The sequence below is a fragment of the Chryseobacterium indologenes genome (assembly GCA_016025055.1).
GTDB lineage: Bacteria > Bacteroidota > Bacteroidia > Flavobacteriales > Weeksellaceae > Chryseobacterium > Chryseobacterium indologenes.
This window is the reverse complement of record CP065590.1, coordinates 2,794,731-2,818,641: the sequence shown is the minus strand read 5'-3', so window position 1 is coordinate 2,818,641 and position 23,911 is coordinate 2,794,731. Positions and strand designations below refer to the sequence as shown.

Sequence of the window (23,911 nt, the reverse complement as noted above, 5' to 3'; positions counted from 1 at the left end):
ATCTATACTGTTTTATCCTCAGAGGATTTAAAAGTTGCTTTTTGGGTCTCTAAAATTAATTATTTTATTCTAAATAAGATAAAGATAGTTAATTCTTTATTGGGCTAAGTACCGACTGGCTTTTTTCATTTTCACATGCATTCCTGATTCTGTAAATTTTAGCTAATCACTATTGTCCATACTAATTTACAGGAAATGCATTCTACATATTCAGAAAATAGAGCAAAGCGAGACTAAGCCACTGTAAGCCAATATACAGGTAAAATATCAGGCCTGAAGGCTCTGCCAGCTCATTCAGTTTTTCGATCAGCTGGTTCTTAATGATTTCCGAAAAGTCTTCATGATCTGCTCCAAGATTTAATTCGTCAAACTTTATTTTATTGAGGGCGTAGCCTAAGATACGTGTGAGTATTTTGTTTTCTGAACTGTTTTTAAACTCATTCAGCAACTTGATTTTTGCAATGGCAAAATCTGCACTGTTCCGGATAACGGACGGCTGTCTGGCTTTAAAGGTTCCTATCACCTTATCTATAAAAGGAACTACGATGGTTTTTGAATGGTCCTGAAGCAATCTGCTGATCACAACAGACATTGCATATTTGGAGGCAAAAACAATGGTAAGAAAAGGAGCAACAACCATCAGCAGATAGAATATACTTGCTGATACCGGTTTAGCTTTAACCGTTGTTATTAAAAATGCCAATACGCCCGTATGACCCAATGAAGGGCCTAAGTGTTCTGACAGGATATAAATTCCTAGCACCAAAGTGATGACCGTTGAAAGAACTCCAAGTCCATATATCTTAAGCACATTAACAATGAATGTGGCAGATAGCCTTGAGAAATACTTTAAATGAGTAGTAATATTGGTCATTAATAGTTTTTTGTTTAATCGGGTTGAATGGTTTTCGTTTTTTTGGCAATATAGTATAAAAATAAATAATTCAAGATTCTCTTTTCGTTGGCATCTATTGGTCTACTGTTACTAAAATTAGCATTGACTGTATTTCAGCAGGCCAAAAAAGACTGTCTGATAAAGGACAGTCTTCGTATGAATTGTTGATAATGGGTATCAATTTTAGCTTGACGGCCAAAGCCCGTTGTATTGAGAAGTACCGTAGTCAATTGTTTCAGCACTTACTACAAAGCTGATCAGCATACTGTTGCTGTCTACAGCATCAAACTCCACCTGGTGTTGGATAACATATCCGTTTTGCCAGTTCAAAGTAATCAATGTACCTTCTTCGTGAGATTTGTTGAAAGTGATTTCACCTACAGTAGGCTTATATTTTCCGTTCAGTAGGCTTTCAAGGATGTCTGATTTTTCAGTAGCTTCTACTGTCACCTTGATTAATGCGTTAGAAGGGTCTGATGCTACACGTCCTGAAACGTCTGTAGATCTTGATACACTGTAGTTCATTTTTAACAGTTTCTGCCCTTCTCCTCCGTTGAATTTTAAGATTCCTCTTGAATTTCTTTCTGCCATAATGTGTAAATTTTAATCGTTAGTAATATTTTGTGATGTGGTGATTGTGTAGCAAATATATACCGTCTTTTTTTCTAAAAAAAACTTTCTGCCGTAAATCTGAAAAATTGTCGTAATTCTACGATTTCTTGTCGTAATTCTACGACTTTAGAATTACTACTATTTCTTAAGCCTCACTATGAAAGCATTTGGCTTAACTCAAAAACAACGGTCGAAGGAGTTATTTTCCACATGAACGGGAATAAAAACAGGAGAAAAGTGGAAAATTGAAAGCTGAAAATTGAAAATAGAGAATGGAAAGTTGGAGAGTTGAAAATGAAAGATAGGGTTTATAATGAGGTTGGAAAATCAAAAATAAGATTTCAACGTATTGTTCAACAGCTTTTATATTTGCTGGGGACAATAAAAAAGCAGAAGTGTGATCACCCCTGCTTTTTGATATTATACAACTAAAGACTTAATGCTTTGTATATTCCGGTTGTTCGGTTGGAAGCCTTGTTGGCGTAAAATATTCATTAAGCCAGTAAAATGTCTGTCCGTTTTGCTGTATTTTTACGGCAGGATTATTCCTGTTGGCAAGCATCCTGTCTGACAGGTCTTTGTAATGACGGAAGTAGTTTCTTACGGTCTCGCTGGCAACAATCTTAGATTTTCTCCAGCCTTTAAGTTTATACTTGGCCATCAGCTCTTCTTCTGAAAGGTCAAACCCTGTACTCATACCTACCGCATAAGCCATAGGCTGCTCATAAAGCTCTCCTTTATCCAGGAACTTGATGGTAGGGTTGTATTTTTTAAGCAGTTTCACATATTCTTTAATAGCTCTTGACTGGTTAAAATCAGGTTTATCCGCATTGGTATTTCTATATACTTCTGTATAGAATGCTTTTAGGTTATCATATTCCGTTTCGGAGATAAGAATTCCTTTTTCCGTTGCCGGAGGAAAATCTTTCAATTCTTTAGGAATATATCCTTTAACAAGGAATGGGCTTCCATAATTGATGAGCTGAGCGGCAATTCCTGCAGAAACAGGGTTGGTAAGTCCCGGGAACAGATATTTATATTTTAAATCTACATCTGTTCTTCCCGCCCCCACAGAAGAATGGAAATATTTATTAAGTGATTTATCAATATTCTGATTATCTAAAGTAACCTGAGCAATAAGGCTGTCGACAGACTTTTTCAGGAATCCCGGTGTTGCTACATCTCCTTTTTTAGGGAAGATCACAAATCCCTGAGACATACTTTGTTTAGGATAATCCAAAGAGAAGAATCCTTCATCACCTTCTATTAAGCTAAAGTTGTTTTTGGTAAGAACATCATATTGGTTAATGATCTTTTGCTTTTTAAGTTCAGCAATATTTTTAGCGGTATTGGTCACTACATTTTCAGCCATCAATACAAAATCGTTATAATTATCTGAAGATCTTGCATTAGTCTGGAACATAATCAACCTTGCCTGAGCCTGAGTAAGAGAGCTGATCACGCTGTACATATTACCACTCTGACTTGCAGAGGTTCCTACCGTCACTACAATATTGGTTTCATCAGGAACATTGGAAAGAAGATTTCCTGCTGCAGAAAGCGCCTCCCCTACCGGCTGATAGCCGTTATTGCTGGCACAATTCATTTCATTGGATTTCTGATCAATAAATGATGTTATTTTACTGTAATCTGCACTTAGGTTGGAAATGGAAACATTATTTCCGCAAGGATTATTTTTGTATAAAACAACCCCATATTTAACATTGCTGAAGTAAGAAGGTTTCTCGAATCTAAGCTGAAGGTCCTGCAGCAATGATTTTACAATAGGAGCATAAGGAGCATTCTGAGCACTTATATCCAATGCAAAAACTATATTAATATTCTTATCTTTCTCTGTGATTTCTCTGTATCGGTCAAAATAGATCTCTTCACCTAAGACATTGAAAACAAAATTCTTACTATAATCCAGGATATTGGTAAAATATTTTGTTTTTCTGTCCGGAGTCGGGGCCTGTTCTAACGGAAGATTAACCGGATAAATGTTCTCCAAAGGTGTTCTTTTGTTAACATCCGTAAGAAGAATAGCTGTTTTATTGACTGCATCAGATGCTGATCCGCCAGGATATCCTTCATGGATTCCCAGCTCACTTTCTGTGATTCCTGTAGGATTTTTAAGTTTGATCGCCGAACGTTCTCCCCATGCGGAAATCACATTGGAACTTACCCAGCCATAAAGGCTTTTTCCGATACTGTCAATATCAACAGAAGGCTTTTTACCTACTAAAAATCTTTTATTATTTTCAGCCTGTTTATAAACGTAGACCATCTGCCCGTTAGGGATCTTAACATTTGCTTCTTCGATAAGACTCGGTGAATTAAACACCATGATTGAGTCGTTTTTATAATATCGTTCAGCGCTTCTGATTACTTCACTATTATTCGGTACTACGGCAACTCTCACAGGATAGCCTGTATTCTCGCTTTTCAATGAATTGTTCCACAGAAGAAGATCAGATTCAGGAATCCATCCATATGTTTTAATAGATTTTGAAGAAACCTTTTTCATTAAAGCATCGGGTACGTATTCCGCAACCTTTACCATCCCGTCTCTGTGTTTCAGAACCATCAAAGGTTCCAGGAACTTCACTTCTTTATAAGACTTTTCATCACTTTTATCTAAAAAGGCGGTATTTCTTGATCTGTCTGAAATAACGATCCATGGAACGGATTTTTTAGGAAAACCGTTGACCACGGGCGAGGCATCAACCTGGCCATATTGAGATGGTTCAGGAGTCTTTTTTGACGGAAGTTTGACCTGGCAACTCGTCAATAACACTGATAATCCTATATAATATGCTGCTAGAGGAAATTTATTTTTCATCCTATTTTATCTTTTTATGATTGGCGCATCCAAATCGATGGACGGTATTATTTGCTTTGGTTTATGTCTACCTTTGTTACACAGTTCTGTAAATCATCAAGATTTACTTTTACGGTCTGAATCACAGTATTTTTATCAAACTGAAGACCTGCACAGTACATGTAGAAGTTATTTACTTTACTTTCATTTACTTTTACTACCGTGTTTTCATTATTACACAGATACGTTTTCAGTAAGTAATTGTAATGCATGTTGAAACTGTTTCCGTTGGCAATCTGCTGCAGATGGTATTTAAAGTCGTTATCCACTTTTGCATAAGAATCTTCTACCGATACCTCTTCTTCTTCTAAGGAATTATAGGCAGGAAGGATTTTGATACGGTGATAAATAGGATCCTGGGTTTCTTCAGTATATAAAGTAACGACATAGTCTCCGGGCTTTTTATAAGAATAAATGGCAAATTTTTCTTTGGCATCTGTATTTCCTGTCTCTCCAAATTTCCAGTTGAACTGTTTGGCTTCAGAAACTGCCCTAAACTGTACGTTTTCATTTTGCATTGCCTGAGCAGGAGCTTCGATGGTTGTAGTGATTTTAGCCGTATCTGTTTTCTTCTGAAAACTTCTGGCATTTACCATGACCGGGAAAGATTTCGTGTACTTGTTGTCGACGATCAGACTTACCTGGTAGTATCCCGGTTTATTATAAAAGTGGATACCACTGTTTTTGTCAGAAGTTGTACCGTCACCAAAGTTCCATCTTTTGGTTTTGGCAAACTGGGTTTTATCCTCAAACAAGAGGGTATCTCCTACCGACAATGAAGACGGATAAACCACTCCTACAATATCATCAGCTGAGTGAATCACCTTTTTCTGCAGCCACAATGCAACGAGCGCTGCAATGAGCAAGGTAGCGATAACACCAATAATAATGTTCTTTTTGTTCTTTTGAAAATAATTCATAGTTAATAATTGTGATGTGTTTTATATATAGTTCCTGTTTTCATTCCTCATTTACTGTGTCCGTGCTTTCAATGCATTTTCACGATCATAAAGCTTGTTTTGTTTATCTTTAAAGCCTATTCTGCATTCTTCAACCTGTTTTTCAAATTTTTTAATGTCCTCAGTAGTTGTTGAGATTACCTTTTTATCATCAAAATACATTTTATAGAATCTTGCAATCTGGGGATAAGCATCTTTTCTGATATCAGCAATTTCATTGTTTTTGAAGTACCCGTTCAGATCGTTGATATTGTTAAAAATATTATTTTCCACAAAGGGCTGTGGGGTTTCATCGGTAAGTTTGGTGATCATGGTATAGGTACTATCCATGATGGGCAGAATAATTTTCTGATGTTGTTCAAATTCTGCTTTTTGTTCAAGGTTTTGAATACCTCTTATATCTTCATCAGAAAACGGGGATTCAAATCCTTTCAAAAAGATAACTCCCAAAAAAATCATGGCAGTTAAAAGCATCAGTATTAAATATAAAAACTGATAATGCCTTTCTTTTTTAGATAATGTGATTTGTCCTTGCATATCTTGGTTTTTTATTTACTTTTATCTTCTTCTGCCTCCGGTAAAGTTTCTGGTCGGATCTTTTCTGAGCTGGTTATTCGCTCTGTTGATCTTTCCCATACACTCGTCCAGATCCCTAAGAACTGTTTTCTTTTTGTACTCTACTCCACTGATTTTTGTTTTTAAGGCAATCATAGGACCGATTTGTTTCATAAGCATGGCGTAATGCTTAAAATTTCCGGTACTGTCTTTTCCCATAATATTTTTAGCATCTCCTACGTTATCCATAATGTTGGTTCTCAGAAATACCTCATTCTCCACTTTATTGGCATCAAGTTGAGTCATACGTTCATAAATATTATCCACATGCTCCCTGAGCACATCACTGCGGCCCATAAGTTCCTTATAGGCTTCGGCTTCTCTGCTGATTCCTTCCCGTTGTATGTCATAACTTTTAAAGAAAAGATATAAACAGGCAAACGAGACAACCGACAAAGCAACAAACGACAGAATAAACTTCCAGATGCCCGTTCTGACATCTGATTTGTTCAATTTTTTTTCCCTATTCGAAGACATAATTTGCGATTTGTTTGGCCTGTGAAAATATAAAAAAAAATTTTATGCACAACCCGTATTTTCCCTATGCTGTCATTCGTGAAAACACTAATTAAATTAATATTAATTTTCTCTTTGATAAGTTTTTCATAAATTAGGCCTCTGAATTTTGAATATCATTAGCCAAATCGATATTAAAAATGAGTAAAATATTATCTAATACCGTGCGTTTTTCTATTGCTGACAGCGATTTTTATTTTAAAAAAATAATGATCAAAACACTTATGGAAAACCCTTTCTATATGCTTCTGAATGATTGTAATAATGGGCACGAGCTTGTCAACAGAATCTATAGAAGACAGGAAGATGTGTTCATTATAGAACTTTTCATGCCGGTATTGAGTGGAATTGAAGCCATCAAATACATCAGAAAAAACAATACGGAAACTCCCATTATCACTTATTCCGGCACTTACCAGGAAGACATGGCTGAAATTCTTTCAAAGATTCCTAATATATATTATTGCCAGAAAAAAAGTAATATTATCAAGGATATTATCAAAGGAAGTATTGCTTCGGAAGAATTCGACTACAGGGCGTATTCTAAGGAATGGGAACAACAACCTCTGGCTGTACAGGAATATATGGACAGACAGAAGAGAGGCCAGGAAGAGCTTTCACCTGCCGAGATACAGCTGATGAGATTCTGCTATGAAGGCTTCAGTAATAAAGAAATAGCGGAAAAGCTCAATCTGAGTGCAAGAACAATTGATACTTATATCAACAGGCTTACAGAAAAACTGGGACTGAAAACGAAGCTTCACCTGATTCGTTTTTGTGTAGAGAACGGATACTATAATTCCAGCATGTAAAAAGACCAATAACAGGTTTTTAAAATGGTAAAACATGATCTGTAATCCTCGTACACCTCACTACTAAAGGTATTCTTAAAAGACACCTTTTATGAGAACCGAGGATAGTTTTTGTACTGTATTAATAAATTATTAAATTATCTTGAGGCCATGCTCACAAGGCATGTATGGGATAAGTCCAACGCTGCGAATAAAAATATTTTGTCACTAATTTGCTAGTATTCAATTTTTTTAACTAAATTTGCACACCTAAAATTTAAAATTAAAATAAGGAAATGACAAAGGCAGAATTGGTAAACACCATCTCAAATAAGTTGGGAACAGAAAAGAATGAAACACAGAAAGTTGTAGAAGCTTTTATGCAGGAGATCAGAACTTCTATGTATAATGGGGATAACGTTTATCTGAGAGGTTTTGGATCTTTTATCATTAAAACAAGAGCTGCTAAAACAGGAAGAAATATTTCTAAGAACACTGCGATCGAGATTCCTGCTCATAACATTCCTGCTTTCAAACCTTCAAAATCTTTTGTAGAGAAAGTAAAAACGAAAGTTGCAGTAAAATAAGAACATTAACTGAATATTAACTAGTTACTAAAAAATTAAAATTATGCCAAGCGGAAAGAAAAGAAAAAGACACAAGGTTGCAACTCACAAAAGAAAGAAAAGAAGAAGAGCAAACAGACATAAGAAAAAATAATCTCCTCTTCTCGAGATTTACAATATAATAATATAGTTGGTGGTTTTATTTTTTAAAGTTCACCGACTATATTTTTGTTTGCAACTATAAGATTCCGCGGAAAAGGGACGGTTTCAAATATTATTTTAATAAAAATATAATGATTTTCATTCTAAATCCTTATATTTAATAGATGAATTAATCGAGAAAGAACGTCAAATTCCTATATAATCTTAACAATTTTATCTTATAACAAAATGAAGAAAGAACTAATAGTTTCGCATGAAGATGATCTTACAAAGATTGCGCTGCTGGAAGACGGAAGACTATGTGAACTTCATGAACAAGAGGACAAAAGCGATTTTATAGTTGGAGATCTGTTTATAGGAAAAGTAAAAAAACTGGCACCAAACCTGAATGCTGCATTCGTAAATATCGGATATGACAAGGATGCTTTTCTGCATTATCAGGATCTGGGCCCTCAATATCTTACCTACAGAAAGTTTTTAAAGGATACTATTTCTAAAAAACAAAACTCTTCAAGCTTAAAAAATTTCGAGATTCAACCCGAAATAGACAAAAACGGAACGGTAGATAAAGTAATTGCAAAGGACGATCTTGTTCTCTTGCAGATCACCAAGGAACCTATTTCTACCAAAGGACCAAGGATTTCGACTCAGGTTTCTTTAACAGGACGTTTTCTGGTTTTAATTCCATTCGACAATAAAGTTTCAATTTCCAAAAAAATCAAAAGTTTTGAGGAAAAAGAAAGACTGAGAACCCTTATCGACAGCATTAAACCTGAAGGTTTTGGAGTTATTATCAGAACCGTTGCCGAAGGGAAAAAGGTGGCCGACCTTCACAATGACATGAATCAGCTGATTCAAAAATGGGAAAGCACTTTTAAAAATATCCAGAGAAATAAAGTTCCGTCTAAAGTTTTAAGCGAAGAAGACAAAGCTTCAGCTATTTTAAGGGACAATTTTAACCAGGATTTCGTGAATATCATGTGTGATGACGAGCAAATGGTAAACGAAATGAAAAATTACGTTGAAGTAATCGCTCCTGAAAAGAAAAATATTGTCCAGTTTTATGATTCTCATATTCCTCTCCTGGAATACTACAATGTTGAAAAACAGCTTAAGCAGAGCTTTGGAAAACACGTCAACATTCCAAGTTCAAAAGGCGCTTATCTTGTTATTGAGCACACAGAAGCACTTCACGTCGTCGACGTCAACTCCGGAAACAATATTACCACCGGAACCGCTGTCAATAAAGAACACGCACTGAAAGTGAACAAAATGGCAGCCACAGAGATCGCAAGACAATTACGCCTCCGCGATATGGGAGGAATTATCGTAATCGATTTCATCGACATGCCGAACTCTGAACACCGAAGAGATCTCTACGAACACCTGAAAGAGGAAATGAAGCGCGACAAAGCACGCCACAAAATACTTCCTCCAAGTAAATTCGGACTGATCCAGATCACCAGACAAAGAAACCGTCCGGAAAAACAGATCGAAACCAAAGAAGAAAACCCGAACAAAGACGGAGAAATTGTAGCTCCTATTGTCATCGTGGAAAAAATGGGTGAAACTCTGAGAAATATACTGCAGAAAGAAAAAGGAAAAATCTACCTGCATGTACATCCGTTTGTGGAAGCCTACCTTACCAAAGGCATCAAAAGTATCCAGATGAAATGGTTTATCAAATACAAAAAATGGGTAACCATCGTTCCAAGGGATTCTTTTAAATATTTAGAGTACAAAATCTACAATTCCAAAAAAGAAGAATTGATAGAATTCTCTAATTAAGGACAAAATTCAGACCTCCAGCCTGTGCTGGAGGTTTTTTTATGAATTAAAATAACGAATGTGCTTTAAATACAGGTTTTGGCTAAAGCCAATGGAATATATTGTATAACGAAAGCGGGCTAAAGCCTGCTCCTATTGATCCAGCCAAGCAATTTTTGAGATTTAACCGCAAGATCTTTCATCTTTCATCTTTCATCTTTTATCTTTTATCTTTTATCTTTATAACTATGAAAACGCACCATTACAAAACAACAATTCAATGGACCGGCAATAAAGGAACGGGAACCAGCGGCTACAGAGATTACGAAAGAAGCCACAGCATTTCAGTAGAAAACAAAGTGATCATTGAGGGATCTTCGGACCCTTCTTTCCGTGGAGATAAAACAAAATACAATCCTGAAGAAATGTTCCTCTCCTCGCTATCTTCCTGTCATATGCTTTGGTATCTTCATTTTTGTTCGGAAGCAGGAATTATTGTAACGGATTATACTGATGAAGCAACCGGAATAATGGCAGAAACAACTAACGGTAGCGGTCATTTTACAGAGGTGACCCTGCATCCCGCCGTTACTATAACAGAAGAATCAATGATTGAAAAAGCAAAGCAGTTACACCATAAAGCCAATGAATATTGCTTTATTGCCAATTCGGTTAATTTCGAGGTTAAACATATTCCCACTGTATGGGTTAAATAAATCCTGATATACTGCTTACGCAGATCAAATTCTGTACATCTGCGGAATCTTATCTATTTTTAAATAGGTAAGTCTTCATTTTTTTCCTTTTAATCCTGTAATTCGCAATTCCCCTATAGGTTAATAAATGTTAAGCTCCTTATTTCTTCGATATATATTGTTAAATTTGAGCTATGGAAAATTTCGGAAAAGATTTATTGAGAAAAATAAAAAGTGTAGAGCTTCCGGGAGAACCCGCCCACGGAGTATTCTCACCTCCTTATCGTCCTGTTTTCACTTATGATGAAGTGCTGACAAAAAATCCCAAGTTTGCAGCCGTCAATATTGTTTTATACCTGAAAGACAATGAATGGTATTTCCCATTGATTCAAAGAACGATCAATGAGCATGACAGGCATAGTGGACAGATTTCGTTACCGGGTGGAAAACGCGAAGAAATGGACAGAGATTTTGCAGAGACAGCCGTTCGTGAAACTTCAGAGGAAATCGGAATAGATAAACATTACGTAAGAATCATCAGGGAAATGTCCCCTATCTATATTCCGCCCAGCAATTTCTACGTGTACCCTTATATTTCGTATACAACAAAGAATCCTGCGTTTGTGCTCCAGCAAAGCGAAGCCGTGGAAGTTATTGAATTTCCTATTACCTCTTTTTTAAGTCTGTCAGACACCCCCGAAATTATGGCTCTTCCAAGTGCCGGCGGTAAGGAAGTACCTGTCATTAATTTCAACGGATACATTATCTGGGGAGCCACAGCAATGATATTAAGTGAATTCAGCCAGTTGCTGAAAAAAATGTAACTTTGCACTACCGTGTTTAATTGAGAGATGGCGAAGAAAAATATTTTCACCGATGCATTCGGAACACCTTATTTTTTAAAAAGGTTAATTATATTTATTTTAGGACTGGTGTCCTACAGACGATTCAATGGGTTTAATAAATTGAAAATAACCGGTACAGAACACCTTGTAGATCTTCCGGATTCCAACGTGCTTTTTGTATCGAACCATCAGACCTACTTTGCGGATGTAGCAGCAATGTATCATGCTTTTTGTGCCGTAAACAACGGATATTTAAACACTATTAAAAATCCGATCTATCTGCTGAATCCTAAGATCGATTTTTACTATGTTGCAGCTGAAGAGACCATGAATAAAGGGATCTTGCCAAAAATTTTTAAAATTGCAGGAGCTGTAACGGTAAAAAGGACGTGGAGAGCTGAGGGTAAAAATGTCAACAGGATGGTAGACATGAGCGAAGTAGACAATATCATGAAAGCCCTGGACAACGGTTGGGTAGCAACCTTTCCGCAGGGTACTACATCTGCTTTTGCCCAGGGACGAAGAGGAACTGCCAAACTGGTAAAAAACCAACGCCCGATTGTGATCCCTATCAAGATCAACGGGTTTCGAAGAGCTTTTGATAAAAAAGGACTTCGTGTGAAGGTTACCGGTGTGAAACCTACCATGGAATTTAAAGCTCCTCTTGATATTGATTACGATAACGAAAAAGCACCGGAAATTTTATTGAAAATCATGACTGCCATTGAGCAGACTGAAGATTTCAATGTATTACACAGTTATGATGAAGAACTTAAAGCTAAAAAATTAGAACAAAAGGACTCAAATAATTAAAGTAAAATTATGAACAGAATAATAGGAATCTTATTCGCTGTCATAGTGTTAGTTTCGTGCAACAGCCAAAAGGTATATTCGGATTTTGATATCAGCTATTCAAAAAGCGGAGGCTATGCTCCTGTATATGAAAACCTGCTGATAAAAGGAAATAATGTACACTACTCTTTTGAAGGTCAGGGAAAGAAATATAAGGAGGATTTTAAGATTTCAAATGAAGATTTAAAGAAACTGGATCAGGTGCTTTCCCAGAACAATTTCAGGAGAATACAGGAAGATCGTAAGAAAATTTATGATAATGTTTCCACGTCAATCAACATCAAGAAAGGTCCTAATGAAGGCAGTAAAACAGATGCCAGTCTGATTATTCCAAACTATCAGACAAATTGGAACAATATTCTCGAAGCTTTCCAGCAGATCATTAATACTAATGTTAAAAAACAGTAAATACAATTGAAAACCCACTTCATTGCCATTGGCGGAAGCGCCATGCATAATCTTGCTATTGCATTAAAAGATAAAGGATATCTGGTAACCGGTTCAGATGATGCCATTTTTGAGCCTTCAAAATCAAGGTTGGAGAAAAAAGGAATATTACCTCAGGAAATGGGCTGGTTTCCGGAAAAAATCACACCCGATATTGATGCTGTTATTCTGGGAATGCATGCTCACCAGGACAATCCTGAACTCGCAAGAGCGAAAGAATTGGGGTTAAAAATATATTCTTATCCTGAATTTTTATACGAACAGTCCAAAAACAAAACCAGGGTCGTTATTGCAGGTTCTCATGGTAAAACTACCATCACCTCAATGATACTGCATGTGCTAAACTTCCACCAGAAGGATGTTGACTTCATGGTAGGTGCACAATTGGAAGGGTTTGACTGTATGGTAAAACTGACCCAGGATAATGATTTTATGGTACTGGAGGGCGATGAATACCTTTCTTCCCCCATTGATTTACGTTCGAAGTTTTTATTATATCAACCGAATATCGCTTTGATGAGCGGTATTGCATGGGATCATATCAATGTTTTTAAAACATTTGATGATTATATTGAACAGTTCAGAAAATTTGTTGCAAGCATTACTCCTGGCGGCGTTTTAGTTTATAATGAAGAAGATCCTGAAGTGGTAAAAGTGGTGGAAAATGCAGAGAATTATTTCAGAAAGATCCCTTACAAAACTCCTGAATATGAGATCAGCAATGGAAAGGTATATTTAAAAACTGAAATGGGAGATGTTCCTCTTTCTGTATTTGGCGCCCATAACCTTCTGAATCTTGAAGGAGCAAGGCATATCTGCCAGCAATTAGGCATCATGGATGAAGATTTCTACGAAGCGATTATGAGTTTCAAAGGGGCTTCCAAGCGTCTTGAAAAAGTAGAAAGAGAGGATAAAGGAACGCTGTACAAAGATTTTGCCCACGCTCCGAGTAAGGTAAAAGCCGCAGTGAAAGCATTTGTTGAGCAGTTCAGGAACGATAAAAAATACGGTTTCCTGGAACTCCATACGTATTCAAGTTTAAATCCTGCCTTTTTAGAGCAGTATGACCACGCTATGGACGGATTGGATGAAGCCGTGGTTTTCTATTCAGAAGATGCTTTAAAAATCAAAAGGATGGAACCTATCTCTCCCGAATTTATTAAAGAAAAGTTCAAAAATGAAAATCTGAAAGTTTTCACTAATGCTGAAGATCTTCATGCTTATTGGAACACGTTGGATAAAACAAATGGAGTCTATCTGATGATGAGCTCAGGAAATTTTGGCGGACTGGACCTTAGCCAATAAAAGATAAGATCATAAAAAAACTCCTTTTGTTCAAAAGGAGTTTTTTATTTTAATTGCTTTTTGTAAAAAAGTACTTTGCCCTATCATTGACACCGTCTCCATCAAAATCCTGGATGGTATCTTCAAAAATCATATCTGCCTGAGATAACTGAGAGACTATATAGAAATAGTCTTTTTCCTCTTCGTACCAAAATTTCCTCGTCACAGGATCATAGGTATATTTTCTGGTTACGACATCTGTTTTTACACAAGATCCGTTTTCCGGAGCAAAGGTAGTGGAGGTCATTTCCTTTTCTTTGAATTCATGGATGCTTTCCTTATCACATCCGGTAGTAACGTGGGTTACTGTTTGGTTACTTTTGGAATTATGCACCTCAACTTTATTCAGCTTCCATTTTCCAATCATGGATGCCTGAACAGGCTGAACCTCCTCATTACTACTGCTACAAGCCAGTATTGAAAGTATAGCAGATGAAAGAAATATTTTTTTCATGACGATAGAGAGGTCTATTTTACTTTTTTGTAATATCTTTTGTATGTTTTGGCTTCCCCAGTGCTGCTATCCACTACATATTTATCATCTTCTATAATCAGGTCTGTCTGCGTTAAAGTGGTAACCTTATAACTATACTGACCACCGTTCTCAAAATTATAATACAAAACATGAGAAGGCTTGTCATAGTTATATTTTAAGCTATTCGCCTTAGGAACACAGGCATCATTTTTCTGTTCATAGGTCATCGCAATCTGATTAACCCCATCAAATTCCAGCGTGTTTTCCACTTCGCAGCCTTCAGGTAAAATAATCGTTGTCTTATTAGTGCCGGGAGTGATAATTTCAGCTTTGGAAACTTTCCATTTTCCGATAATTGAGGCTTTCTGCTCATCATTATCATTGTCACTACTGCATGATACTATTGCTGAGAATACAGCAAACGATAGAAATAATTTTTTCATGGTTATTTTAAATTACATTTGAACGCCAAAGATAAGGCATTTAAATTTAGTCAGCCTCTGTCTGTACAATGAGATTTCTCAGGATTTCCTCCGTAGAAAGCTCACTATAATCATGGATAGACTGCCCTGTCCATAATCCTACAAAATCTGCATTCTGTTGTAATTTAGCAGCTTTACGCAATCCATTGGTCAATTTATTCTGATAAGGGTATGGTAAGATATATTCTGAATTTTCAACTGTTTCTATAAATGTATTCTTTACTCCTCTGGCATACCGTCCCGAGAAACTTTTTGTCAAAACAACCTCTTCCTCTCTCACCTTTTTAAGTCTTGCTTTTTCAAAAGGTTCCAAAGCACTTTCCCTGGAAGCCAATAAAAGGTTACCAACCTGGAATCCCTTTGCTCCCAAATTCTTTACGGCGTGCAATATCTTTGCATTATAAATTCCTCCCGCATAAACCAAAGGCAATTTTACATGATCGTAAACCTGTGCAAGCAAAGATAAACCACCAATCTGCAAAACATGATCCGGGTCAAAAGTTCCTCTGTGACCGCCTGCCTCCGTACCTTGAACACAGATCACATCAATTCCTGAATTTTCAAGAATAAGGGCCTCTTTTACAGATGTACAGGTTCCCATGAGTATCACTCCGTTTTCTTTAAGTTTCTGAATACTTTTATCATCAAGATTTCCAAATGTAAAGCTTAGTATGTTGCATCCTTCCTCAATAAGAACATCAATTTGTTCATGATAGCCGTTCACCTTGATATCTTCAAGTTCGGGAAGGCTGACCTCAATATTATTTTCTCTTCCCAGCTTTTCCAGAAAGATCTTTGTAGCAATAAACTTCTGTTTCAAATCTTCTGTAATGACAGGAATATCATGAGCAAAAATATTGACAGCAAAAGGTTTATCAGTAAGCTTCTTTGTTTCTCTGATTAATTTGACAGATTCATCCGCGGAGAGGTCTGCCAATGCCAGTGATCCCAAAGCACCGGCCCGGGGAGGCAGCGGCCACCATCTGTGTTGTACTTACGCCAAACATGGGAGCCTGAATGATAGGATATGCTATCCCAAATTTTTTACTGATTGTATCCGGCCAAAACATATGAAATTATTTTAATTAAAAAGGTACAAAAAATAAAAAACACCTCACTTTCAACGGAATATGATATTCCTCACCATTGATGACAAATAAAATCCCACAGATCTCACAAATTCCACGGATTACAATCTGTGTTACCTGTGCGATCTGTGGGAATATTTCTCATTTTTTAATTAAATATCCGCTACAGAATTCAACATCTTTTGCTCCCATTCCGGATCTTTCGGATCAAAGAATAATCTTTTTCCCGTATCCAGGCTGCGAACGGTATTCATCTCATCTTCTGTCAGTTCAAAATCAAATACATTGAAGTTTTCTTCTATTCTGGAAGGAGTTACCGATTTCGGAATCACAACGAAACCTTCCTGTAAATGCCATCTTAAAATCACCTGCGCCACTGTTTTTCCATATTTTTCAGCGATTGCTTTCAGGTCAGGATGGTTTAATAAATCTGCATTTCCGTTTCCAAGCGGGCTCCACGGCTGCGTTATAATATTGTTTTCCTTGTTATATTTCTGCAGTTCTTTCTGTTGAAAAACGGGATGCAGCTCAATTTGATTGATAACCGGCAGAATGGTTGAGTTTGCCTTTAATTCTTCCAGCTTCTCAACAGTAAAGTTGCACACGCCGATTGCTTTAATTTTCCCTTCCTGGTACAATTCCTCTAAGGCCTTCCAGGTTCCCAGAAAATCGCCATAAGGCCAGTGAATAAGATACATGTCAAGATAATCCATCTGCAATCTGTCCAATGTTCTCTGAAATGCTTTTTTAGCTTTTTCATATCCATGATCCTGAACCCATACTTTTGATGTGATAAACAAGTCATCTCTGTTTACTCCGCTGTTTTTTACCGCAGCTCCTACAGCAGTTTCATTCTGATAAATAGCAGCAGTGTCTATCATTCTATATCCGGTTTGGATAGCTTTGACAACTGCCTCTTCACATTCTTTCAAATTTTCCATCTGCCATACTCCAAATCCCAAAGCAGGAATATCTATTCCATTATGTAAGGTGACTACAGGTTGCCCTGAATAGGTTTTCTTTTGCATAAATATTTATTTTGATGATTACTATAAAGTGATTAAACAAATTTGCAATAAAAAAACGGAAGTATGGCTTACCAATTTTACTGTTTTTTGTTAAAAAATGTTATGCAATGAGTGTTTGCTATGATGTTTGAAAATCGCAAAGGCGACAACTTTTCTGTTTCATGTGTTTGTATGTAAGACTGAAGGATTTTATCTGCGATAAAATTGAATACTGAATTATGTAATCCCACAAATTCACGAATAAATCCTCTTATGCATCTCAAAAACCTATGTACCTATGTGGTTTAATTTTTTCCAACCGCATAGGCACATAGATTTCGTTCGTACATTTGCAGCAAAATATGAGCAGTTTGGAATTACAGAAAATTTTAGATTTTCATACACTTTAAAAAGATATATATATTTAAAACCCTTTTGTGTATTTTCATTATTTTTGTGAAAACTTACAATCGGGTCACAACAAATTATCAATACTTCCGGTGATCCGATTATTCATATAATTTTGTAGATGGAACACTATACTTTTAATCAAATTGCCCAAGAGTCGGATATTCCTTATGAATTGCTGCTATTGGCTGATGAAACCAAAGAGGCTATTGATCAGTACATCTCCAAATGTGATATTTATCTGCTACATGACGGAACAGAAAATATTGCCGTTATGGCTGTATGCAAAAACAGTACTATTGAGCTCGAAATTAAAAACATTGCCGTTATTGAGTCCTACAGAAGCAAAGGCATTGGCAGCATTTTGATCGACAGAGCAAAAGAAATTGCGAAGGAAAACAAGTATAAAATACTGACTGTCGGAACCTCAGATACAGGTTTCCAACAGATCAGATTCTATGAGAAAAACAGTTTTACAAAAAATGGAGTCCGTAAAGATTTTTTCATTGAAAATTATCCTGCTCCAATTTACGAAAACGGTTTACAGATGCGTGATATGGTGTTACTTGCCCATCACCTTACGGAATAGGTCTTTGATGTGGTCTATTTCCGCCTGATAATTGGTCTTTTTTCTACACCCGAAATACAGGGTATTTTCAAGCTTTTTCTTTCCATCCCAGATCAGCTTTAGTTCTCCGCTTTCAATCTCGTTTTTACACAGGAAATCCGGCACAACGGCAAGCCCCGTTCCCCCTTTCAGACAACGAATGATGGAATTAAGGTTCGGAACAATATAATTGGGACGGAAGTTTGGTTTATGCCCGAAATTAAGCGTCCAGAATTGAAAAAGGTGCTCCATATCTCCTGTTGTCCCATACCATTTTTCATTCTTCAGCCACTCCTCGATCTGTTCGGCGTCTTTTGTTTTCAGTATTTTGTTGAATGCTGCAGTATCAACGTCTTTTCCACCAACCAGAATAATTTGTTCAGAAGAGAATGCTTCATGTTCTATATTGGGAGAAGATCCCTTTTTCGGTGTGATGATGAGATCGAGAATTCCTTTATCCAACTGATCGAGCATTTCAGGATATTCCCCGAAACTGATGATCAGGTTGAAAGGCAAAGATGAAACATATTGCTCAAGAGTCGTCTGAAAAGTTTCAAAACACATGCCCACGCTGATCGTGGGGGTTAGTTTTTCCGTAGATTTCTGGAAATTTTTCTCTACATCTTCCAGTTTGGTAAGCGGTTCTGCTACTGCATTAAACAATACTTTTCCCCTTTCCGTCGGAATCATTTTTCTTCCGGTTCTGTCGAACAGCTTATACCCAACATAAGCCTCAAGTGAACTTAAATGCAGGCTTACTCCGGGCTGTGAAATGAATAGGGCATCGGCTGCACCTGTCAATGTCCCGGTTTTATAGATCGCTTTAAAAGTACGATACCATTCTAAATTAACCATGACTTAATTATTAATATTCTGATGCAAATTTACAAAATAATTATAATATTAATACATTTTCATTCTTTAAAAAGGCAGCATAATAATCCGGAATACCGCTTTCCTGAATCTGACGGGCAGTTTCCTCCACCGGATAGGGTAATTGTACGATCTCCGGAGTGATTTTTTCTTCGTCTAAGGTCAGTATCACATAGGAAGCCAGGCGGTTTTTTTCCTTAGAACGGCCTACGGAACCACAGTTGATTGCCCATGTATTGGTATTAAATTGTTTTATAAAAGATAAATGCGTGTGCCCCATCACCATTACATCAGACTTTGATTCTTCCAGCATTGTCTTAAACATTTCATCATTTTCTGATTCATATAAATAGGTATCATTGCTTTCCAGACTGGAGTGAACCAACTGGATATTCCAATGTTTTTTTCCTGTTTTATAATTTAATCTCAGATGAAAAGGAAGCTCAGCAAGGAATTTTTTATTCTCTTCAGTGATATATTTTTTAGAATGGTCAATAGCAACAAATCTGGCCCGGGTCTCTTCTTCTGAATGTTTGGATAAAGGCAGTACGGGAATATCAAATGCGATTCTTTCATCGTGATTTCCCATCAGGCACGGAATATTCAAATCTCTTATTTTCTCTATGACTTCATTCCCCCATGGAGCAAAATCAACGAGGTCTCCCAAACAAAATTTCTGATGAATTCCTCTGTGCTCCATATCTTTTAACACAACTTCCAAAGCCGGAAGATTCCCGTGCACATCACTAAAAATGGCTATCTGTATCATTATCTCTCAATTTGTTAATCAAATGTACGAGACAGGTATGAATTTTTGTGTAAGGATAGCATGACATTTTGCAGGATAAAGAAATCTTATGGATCAATGTAAACGTAATGCAAATTTTAGAAATACTGCTCTTAAAACAGGAAGTATCAAACTCATAATCAGCAATTTTTCTCCTTACAATTTCAATATATAAATATTATAATAGTTTACTATAATTTATATTATTTTTATAATACAATACTCTATGGTAACTTTGCAGAGTAAAATTTAAACAATCATCAATAAAATGAAAAAAGTACTAATCATCAACGGAGGACAAAACTTCGGACATTCCGGAGGACAATATAATCAGACCATCGCAGAAAATACGTTAACCGTTCTTAAAGAATTTGATAATGTAGAAGTAAAGGTTACAAATGTAAGTGAAAATTACGACAAACATGAAGAAGTACAAAAATTCGTTTGGGCAGATTATATCATTTACCACACGCCCATCTGGTGGTTCCAGCTTCCGAACGGATTGAAAAAATATATTGATGAAGTTTTCACGGCAGGCCACGCCAAAGGTATTTATATGAGCGACGGAAGAAATGCCGCAAACCCTGAAATCAACTACGGTACAGGAGGAATGCTTGGCGGTAGAAAATATATGTTGACGACAAGCTGGAATGCTCCGGCAACAGCTTTTACGCTTCCTGGAGAATTCTTTAACGAGAAAAGCGTAGACGAAGGACCTCTATTTGGTTTTCACAGAATGAACGCTTTCGTATCGTTAGAAAAAATGGATAGTTTCCACTTCCATGATGTGGAAAAGAATGCCAACGTAGAGCGTGACATGAAGCTTTACAGAGACCATGTGAGAAATGTATTTGCAAAAGAATTAAAACCAGAATTAGTATAATGAAAATTCACCTAACCGCAGTTATTAAAGCCAAAGAAGAACACCGTTCAGAAGTATTCGAAGTTCTTCAGAATATGGTAAAAGAGACAAGAAAAGAAGAAGCTTGTGAACTGTACAACCTTCACCAGGGAATTGAGGATAAAAATCACTTTGTGTTCTATGAAATCTGGAAAAGTGAAGAAGGATTGGCACAACATAATGAGCAGCCTTATATTAAAGCTTTCGGAGCTTTGGTTGATGAAAAACTTCAGGAAGTACCTCAGATTTACATCACCCATCTTATTTAAACGAAAATCATAGTTTTTTAACCACAAAAGCTTTTTGAACACTTAAGTTATTTCAATAACCGATTTGACAGATAAAAGTACACATACATCTTGAAAACCTGTCACAATAGAAGACTTAACGATGTGCTTTACAAAGCAACATACAATAACAAATTTTAAAAACAAGCAAAAATGGAATATAGAAAATTAGGAAACACAGATTTGGAATTATCAACCATCACACACGGCGCTTTTGCGATCGGCGGAAATATGTGGGGAGGTAATGAAAAGAAAGATTCTATCAATTCTATCCACGCATCATTAGATCATGGGGTAACTTCAATCGATACGGCACCTTTCTATGGTTTCGGGTTAAGTGAAGAAATGATTGGTGAAGCGATTAAAGGTAAAGACCGTTCAAAAATCCAGTTACTGACTAAATTCGGTTTGGTTTGGGACGGCAGCAATAACGGAAAAGGAGAGTTTTTCTTCGACGCTGAAGATGAAGGAAAAGTCATTCCTGTTTACAAATTTGCGTCTAAAGAAAACATCATCAAAGAAGTTGAAGAAAGTTTAAAGAGACTGGGAACAGATTATATCGATCTTTTACAACTTCACTGGCCGGACAGCACAACTGCCATCAGTGAAACAATGGAAGCTATGGAATTACTGATTCAGCAAGGAAAAGTACGTGCAGCCGGAGTAAGTAATTATAATGTGGCACAAATGGAAGAGGCCAGCAGAACTTTGAAATTAGCGAGCAACCAGGTTTCTTACAGCATGCTGAACCGAGCTATTGAAAACGACCTTGTTCCTTATTCTTTAGAAAACAATTCAGGAATCATTGTCTATAGCCCCATGGAAAGAGGTCTTCTAACGGGTAAATATTTTAAAAACAACAAACTAAAAGACAACGACCACAGAAACGGATATTTCTCTCAGTTTGATTTACATAAAGTAAAAACTTTCCTGGAAAAAATAGAACCGATCGCTCAGGAAAAAGGGGCAAGCCTTTCTCAATTGGTATTAAGATGGACTACATTACAGCCAGCCATCACCGTTGTACTGGCGGGAGCAAGAAATGCAGAACAAGCCATCGACAATGCCAAAACAATGGACATCAAACTTTCTCAGGAAGAATTGAACTTCATCAATTCCGCTTTGAGCGAGATTTAATATAAAAGCTGGAAGCCGGAAGAAAGAGGATAGAAATACTGTCAGGTTAAAGATGACTTTCAGCCTGTTGAATCCAATGATTATCAGACTGTACGAGGAAAATATGAAGTTGAAGAAAACACTAGCGTGTATTGTTAACCTACAGTCTGTTACTTTAAAGCATCACAACAATCTGATCTATAAAATTCGAGTTGTTGGCAGACTTTAATCATTTCCCTCTCCCCCTCTTCCAGCTTCCCTTCTTATTTACCCTATATATCATAAAAAATGAAAAAGAACCTGATCAAAATATTCGGGTTAATAACCCTATTGACCATCAACAGTATTACATTAAAAGCTCAAACGCTTGTAAATCCTGAAGATAAATCATGGTATCCGTCAGCTTACGGAGCCCGGGATGAAATCGGAGCAGCCAATTTATTAACTCCTGAAGTGGTAAAACAAGCTTTAGGATTGGTAAAACAGGGCAAAACGTTGGCTCTTGCCGTTCCTATTGATAAAAATCTTCCCGCTTTCAGACACAGAAGTTTTAACCTGTACAATATTCAACCCGGAGAACAGGGCGGAAAAAGTATTGGTCCTAATAAATTTACCTTCAATGACGAGTTGGTGAATGGATGGACCGGTGTAGGAACTCAGCTTAACGGGATCGGGCATATCGGTATTGATAATGTGTATTATAACGGAAATAAAGCGACAGACTTTGTAACGGTAGAAGGCGTAAAAAAACTGGGTGTTGAAAAAGTACCTCCTTTTGTGACCAGAGGTGTAGTTCTTGATATGGTAGCCCATTACGGAAAAGCAATTGTACCCGGTGGAACAGAATTTACCGTAGATGATATTAAAGCTGTTTTAAAGAAACAAGGGCTTACTTTAAGAAAAGGAGATGTTATCCTTTTCAATACAGGATGGCTTGAATTGATAGGTAAAGACAATAAACAATTCCTGGAAACTGAACCGGGAATCGGAATGGATGCTGCCAAATGGCTGGCTGACCAAGGAATTGTTGCTTTTGGTGGGGACACCTGGGCTTCTGAGGTATATCCCAATCCAAAAAGCAAAGAAGAATTTCCGATCAACCAATATATGTTGGCTAAAAAAGGAATTTACAATTTAGAATTGATCGACAGCCGCCCGCTGGTTAAACAAAAGATATGGGAATTCCTTTTTGTATTGGGGCAACCGCTGTATGTAGGTTCCACTCAGGTGAATGTTAATCCTGTTGCTATTTATTAATTTCTTTCTCAGTTCTCAGCAATTATGTGTAATTTAATATTCCAACTCTGAGAATTGACCATACGATTTTTTATATATCAAAGACAAAATTTAAAACAATGGAAAACAAAACAAAAGGTTTTACACGTGCCAACCACGTAGGAATCACGGTAAAAAATTTAGAAAAATCAATTGCTTTTTATGAAGCATTGACCGGAACCAAAGTTTCCAACGTAGACGAAATTGGTGGTGAAAGAATGGCAAAAACACAAGGTCTCACTGATACCAAAATCAAATATGCCAATCTGCACCTTGATAATCTTAACCTTGATATTCTTGAATATGTAATCCCGGAATCTGAACAGGCATCTTATTCCAACAATCAGATCAGTGCGATGCACCTTTGCTTCGAAGTAGACAGCATTGATGAAGCAATGCAAAGATTAAAGGAGATAGGTGTAGAACCTGATGGAGAACCTATCGTATTTGAAGAAGCAGACGGGCTAAAATCAGGATATGGAACTGCAGTTGCTTATTTCAGAGATCCGGACGGAACCAATCTTGAAATTATCGCTCCGCAAGGTCCATTCAAAAGAAAAAACCCGTAAAATAATGACAGCCGGCAAAACGTTTGATTTCCGTAAACAAACTTAATATTGACCCTTAAGATCTATTGTAGAATTGATACCACGGAATT

The 23,911-nt window shown here is 36.8% G+C and carries 25 protein-coding genes and 1 pseudogene; 14 read left to right on the top strand and 12 right to left on the bottom strand.

Annotated features, from left to right (window positions below; all coding sequences use genetic code 11):
• Nucleotides 1-202: 202 nt before the first annotated feature.
• From H3Z85_12975 to H3Z85_12950, 6 genes are all read right to left on the bottom strand, one after another.
• Complete coding sequence (locus H3Z85_12975; GenBank protein QPQ50414.1) at nt 203-874, bottom strand: hypothetical protein; 672 nt, start codon at nt 872-874, stop codon at nt 203-205.
• A gap of 204 nt (nt 875-1,078) precedes the next feature.
• The gene (locus H3Z85_12970) at nt 1,079-1,486 is read right to left on the bottom strand and encodes a hypothetical protein (protein QPQ50413.1); all 408 of its coding nucleotides are present in this window, start codon (nt 1,484-1,486) and stop codon (nt 1,079-1,081) included.
• Nucleotides 1,487-1,943: 457 nt separating this feature from the next.
• Nucleotides 1,944-4,349 (bottom strand): type VI secretion system protein TssR, encoded by a 2,406-nt coding sequence (locus H3Z85_12965; protein ID QPQ50412.1) that lies wholly within the window; start codon nt 4,347-4,349, stop codon nt 1,944-1,946.
• A gap of 47 nt (nt 4,350-4,396) precedes the next feature.
• Nucleotides 4,397-5,308 (bottom strand): PKD domain-containing protein, encoded by a 912-nt coding sequence (locus tag H3Z85_12960; protein ID QPQ50411.1) that lies wholly within the window; start codon nt 5,306-5,308, stop codon nt 4,397-4,399.
• A gap of 51 nt (nt 5,309-5,359) precedes the next feature.
• Nucleotides 5,360-5,884 (bottom strand): type VI secretion system transmembrane protein TssO, encoded by a 525-nt coding sequence (locus tag H3Z85_12955; GenBank protein QPQ50410.1) that lies wholly within the window; start codon nt 5,882-5,884, stop codon nt 5,360-5,362.
• 21 nt (nt 5,885-5,905) lie between these two features.
• Nucleotides 5,906-6,439: a type VI secretion system transmembrane protein TssO gene (locus H3Z85_12950; protein ID QPQ50409.1), complete on the bottom strand. Its 534-nt coding sequence runs from the start codon at nt 6,437-6,439 to the stop codon at nt 5,906-5,908.
• A 179-nt stretch (nt 6,440-6,618) separates the two neighbouring features.
• On the opposite strand from H3Z85_12950, the gene H3Z85_12945 reads away from it, so the two are divergent.
• The 8 genes from H3Z85_12945 to H3Z85_12910 all read left to right on the top strand — a co-directional run bounded on the left by H3Z85_12945 (nt 6,619) and on the right by H3Z85_12910 (nt 13,908).
• Nucleotides 6,619-7,290, top strand: a complete 672-nt coding sequence (locus H3Z85_12945; protein QPQ50408.1) for a response regulator transcription factor — start codon at nt 6,619-6,621, stop codon at nt 7,288-7,290.
• A gap of 275 nt (nt 7,291-7,565) precedes the next feature.
• On the top strand, nt 7,566-7,856 hold the full coding sequence (locus tag H3Z85_12940; protein QPQ50407.1) for an integration host factor subunit beta: 291 nt from the start codon (nt 7,566-7,568) through the stop codon (nt 7,854-7,856).
• Nucleotides 7,857-8,225: 369 nt separating this feature from the next.
• Nucleotides 8,226-9,785 carry a ribonuclease E/G gene (locus tag H3Z85_12935; GenBank protein QPQ50406.1) on the top strand — a complete coding sequence of 520 codons (1,560 nt, stop codon included), beginning with the start codon at nt 8,226-8,228 and terminating at the stop codon, nt 9,783-9,785.
• 227 nt (nt 9,786-10,012) lie between these two features.
• Nucleotides 10,013-10,480 carry an OsmC family protein gene (locus H3Z85_12930; protein QPQ50405.1) on the top strand — a complete coding sequence of 156 codons (468 nt, stop codon included), beginning with the start codon at nt 10,013-10,015 and terminating at the stop codon, nt 10,478-10,480.
• Between the two features lie 173 nt (nt 10,481-10,653).
• Entirely contained in the window at nt 10,654-11,283 is a 630-nt protein-coding gene (locus H3Z85_12925) for a CoA pyrophosphatase (GenBank protein QPQ50404.1), read from the top strand.
• Nucleotides 11,284-11,310: 27 nt separating this feature from the next.
• Nucleotides 11,311-12,117 carry a 1-acyl-sn-glycerol-3-phosphate acyltransferase gene (locus H3Z85_12920; protein QPQ50403.1) on the top strand — a complete coding sequence of 269 codons (807 nt, stop codon included), beginning with the start codon at nt 11,311-11,313 and terminating at the stop codon, nt 12,115-12,117.
• Nucleotides 12,118-12,126: 9 nt separating this feature from the next.
• Entirely contained in the window at nt 12,127-12,564 is a 438-nt protein-coding gene (locus tag H3Z85_12915) for a hypothetical protein (protein ID QPQ50402.1), read from the top strand.
• A gap of 6 nt (nt 12,565-12,570) precedes the next feature.
• Nucleotides 12,571-13,908, top strand: a complete 1,338-nt coding sequence (locus H3Z85_12910; GenBank protein ID QPQ50401.1) for a peptidoglycan synthetase — start codon at nt 12,571-12,573, stop codon at nt 13,906-13,908.
• Between the two features lie 49 nt (nt 13,909-13,957).
• Here the strand turns inward: H3Z85_12910 and H3Z85_12905 are convergent, their stop codons facing one another.
• The 4 genes and pseudogenes from H3Z85_12905 to H3Z85_12890 form a co-directional block, all read right to left on the bottom strand.
• Nucleotides 13,958-14,401: a lipocalin family protein gene (locus H3Z85_12905; GenBank protein ID QPQ50400.1), complete on the bottom strand. Its 444-nt coding sequence runs from the start codon at nt 14,399-14,401 to the stop codon at nt 13,958-13,960.
• 14 nt (nt 14,402-14,415) lie between these two features.
• Complete coding sequence (locus tag H3Z85_12900; GenBank protein QPQ50399.1) at nt 14,416-14,865, bottom strand: lipocalin family protein; 450 nt, start codon at nt 14,863-14,865, stop codon at nt 14,416-14,418.
• A 46-nt stretch (nt 14,866-14,911) separates the two neighbouring features.
• Nucleotides 14,912-15,974: pseudogene (locus H3Z85_12895) on the bottom strand (nitronate monooxygenase).
• 170 nt (nt 15,975-16,144) lie between these two features.
• Nucleotides 16,145-17,020, bottom strand: a complete 876-nt coding sequence (locus H3Z85_12890; GenBank protein QPQ50398.1) for an aldo/keto reductase — start codon at nt 17,018-17,020, stop codon at nt 16,145-16,147.
• A 508-nt stretch (nt 17,021-17,528) separates the two neighbouring features.
• Here H3Z85_12890 and H3Z85_12885 point away from each other — a divergent pair.
• On the top strand, nt 17,529-17,996 hold the full coding sequence (locus H3Z85_12885; GenBank protein ID QPQ50397.1) for a GNAT family N-acetyltransferase: 468 nt from the start codon (nt 17,529-17,531) through the stop codon (nt 17,994-17,996).
• On the opposite strand, the gene H3Z85_12880 is transcribed toward H3Z85_12885, so the two are convergent.
• Both H3Z85_12880 and H3Z85_12875 read right to left on the bottom strand, forming a co-directional pair.
• The gene (locus H3Z85_12880; protein QPQ50396.1) at nt 17,970-18,869 is read right to left on the bottom strand and encodes a LysR family transcriptional regulator; all 900 of its coding nucleotides are present in this window, start codon (nt 18,867-18,869) and stop codon (nt 17,970-17,972) included. The two genes, H3Z85_12885 and H3Z85_12880, sit on opposite strands and share 27 nt — an antisense overlap.
• Nucleotides 18,870-18,909: 40 nt before the next feature.
• Nucleotides 18,910-19,656: a metallophosphoesterase gene (locus tag H3Z85_12875; GenBank protein QPQ50395.1), complete on the bottom strand. Its 747-nt coding sequence runs from the start codon at nt 19,654-19,656 to the stop codon at nt 18,910-18,912.
• A gap of 286 nt (nt 19,657-19,942) precedes the next feature.
• Here H3Z85_12875 and H3Z85_12870 point away from each other — a divergent pair, with 286 nt between their 5' ends.
• The 5 genes from H3Z85_12870 (at nt 19,943) to H3Z85_12850 (ending at nt 23,822) form a co-directional block, all read left to right on the top strand.
• Nucleotides 19,943-20,557 carry an NAD(P)H-dependent oxidoreductase gene (locus H3Z85_12870; protein QPQ50394.1) on the top strand — a complete coding sequence of 205 codons (615 nt, stop codon included), beginning with the start codon at nt 19,943-19,945 and terminating at the stop codon, nt 20,555-20,557.
• Nucleotides 20,557-20,844 (top strand): antibiotic biosynthesis monooxygenase, encoded by a 288-nt coding sequence (locus H3Z85_12865; GenBank protein ID QPQ50393.1) that lies wholly within the window; start codon nt 20,557-20,559, stop codon nt 20,842-20,844. Before H3Z85_12870 ends, H3Z85_12865 begins: the two co-directional genes overlap by 1 nt.
• Nucleotides 20,845-21,015: 171 nt before the next feature.
• Nucleotides 21,016-21,999: an aldo/keto reductase gene (locus H3Z85_12860; GenBank protein ID QPQ50392.1), complete on the top strand. Its 984-nt coding sequence runs from the start codon at nt 21,016-21,018 to the stop codon at nt 21,997-21,999.
• Nucleotides 22,000-22,266: 267 nt separating this feature from the next.
• Nucleotides 22,267-23,235: a cyclase family protein gene (locus tag H3Z85_12855; GenBank protein QPQ50391.1), complete on the top strand. Its 969-nt coding sequence runs from the start codon at nt 22,267-22,269 to the stop codon at nt 23,233-23,235.
• Between the two features lie 98 nt (nt 23,236-23,333).
• On the top strand, nt 23,334-23,822 hold the full coding sequence (locus H3Z85_12850; protein ID QPQ50390.1) for a VOC family protein: 489 nt from the start codon (nt 23,334-23,336) through the stop codon (nt 23,820-23,822).
• Nucleotides 23,823-23,911 lie beyond the last annotated feature (89 nt).

Coding starts and splice junctions, on each gene's coding strand:
- H3Z85_12900 (QPQ50399.1), bottom strand. CDS start 14,865: ATGAAAAAATTATTTCTATCGTTTGCTGTATTCTCAGCAATAGTATCA.
- H3Z85_12875 (QPQ50395.1), bottom strand. CDS start 19,656: ATGATACAGATAGCCATTTTTAGTGATGTGCACGGGAATCTTCCGGCT.
- H3Z85_12960 (QPQ50411.1), bottom strand. CDS start 5,308: ATGAATTATTTTCAAAAGAACAAAAAGAACATTATTATTGGTGTTATC.
- H3Z85_12865 (QPQ50393.1), top strand. CDS start 20,557: ATGAAAATTCACCTAACCGCAGTTATTAAAGCCAAAGAAGAACACCGT.
- H3Z85_12925 (QPQ50404.1), top strand. CDS start 10,654: ATGGAAAATTTCGGAAAAGATTTATTGAGAAAAATAAAAAGTGTAGAG.
- H3Z85_12940 (QPQ50407.1), top strand. CDS start 7,566: ATGACAAAGGCAGAATTGGTAAACACCATCTCAAATAAGTTGGGAACA.
- H3Z85_12850 (QPQ50390.1), top strand. CDS start 23,334: ATGGAAAACAAAACAAAAGGTTTTACACGTGCCAACCACGTAGGAATC.
- H3Z85_12970 (QPQ50413.1), bottom strand. CDS start 1,486: ATGGCAGAAAGAAATTCAAGAGGAATCTTAAAATTCAACGGAGGAGAA.
- H3Z85_12870 (QPQ50394.1), top strand. CDS start 19,943: ATGAAAAAAGTACTAATCATCAACGGAGGACAAAACTTCGGACATTCC.
- H3Z85_12915 (QPQ50402.1), top strand. CDS start 12,127: ATGAACAGAATAATAGGAATCTTATTCGCTGTCATAGTGTTAGTTTCG.
- H3Z85_12920 (QPQ50403.1), top strand. CDS start 11,311: ATGGCGAAGAAAAATATTTTCACCGATGCATTCGGAACACCTTATTTT.
- H3Z85_12975 (QPQ50414.1), bottom strand. CDS start 874: ATGACCAATATTACTACTCATTTAAAGTATTTCTCAAGGCTATCTGCC.
- H3Z85_12860 (QPQ50392.1), top strand. CDS start 21,016: ATGGAATATAGAAAATTAGGAAACACAGATTTGGAATTATCAACCATC.
- H3Z85_12880 (QPQ50396.1), bottom strand. CDS start 18,869: ATGGTTAATTTAGAATGGTATCGTACTTTTAAAGCGATCTATAAAACC.
- H3Z85_12935 (QPQ50406.1), top strand. CDS start 8,226: ATGAAGAAAGAACTAATAGTTTCGCATGAAGATGATCTTACAAAGATT.
- H3Z85_12890 (QPQ50398.1), bottom strand. CDS start 17,020: ATGCAAAAGAAAACCTATTCAGGGCAACCTGTAGTCACCTTACATAAT.
- H3Z85_12965 (QPQ50412.1), bottom strand. CDS start 4,349: ATGAAAAATAAATTTCCTCTAGCAGCATATTATATAGGATTATCAGTG.
- H3Z85_12885 (QPQ50397.1), top strand. CDS start 17,529: ATGGAACACTATACTTTTAATCAAATTGCCCAAGAGTCGGATATTCCT.
- H3Z85_12955 (QPQ50410.1), bottom strand. CDS start 5,884: ATGCAAGGACAAATCACATTATCTAAAAAAGAAAGGCATTATCAGTTT.
- H3Z85_12905 (QPQ50400.1), bottom strand. CDS start 14,401: ATGAAAAAAATATTTCTTTCATCTGCTATACTTTCAATACTGGCTTGT.
- H3Z85_12950 (QPQ50409.1), bottom strand. CDS start 6,439: ATGTCTTCGAATAGGGAAAAAAAATTGAACAAATCAGATGTCAGAACG.
- H3Z85_12945 (QPQ50408.1), top strand. CDS start 6,619: ATGAGTAAAATATTATCTAATACCGTGCGTTTTTCTATTGCTGACAGC.
- H3Z85_12930 (QPQ50405.1), top strand. CDS start 10,013: ATGAAAACGCACCATTACAAAACAACAATTCAATGGACCGGCAATAAA.
- H3Z85_12855 (QPQ50391.1), top strand. CDS start 22,267: ATGAAAAAGAACCTGATCAAAATATTCGGGTTAATAACCCTATTGACC.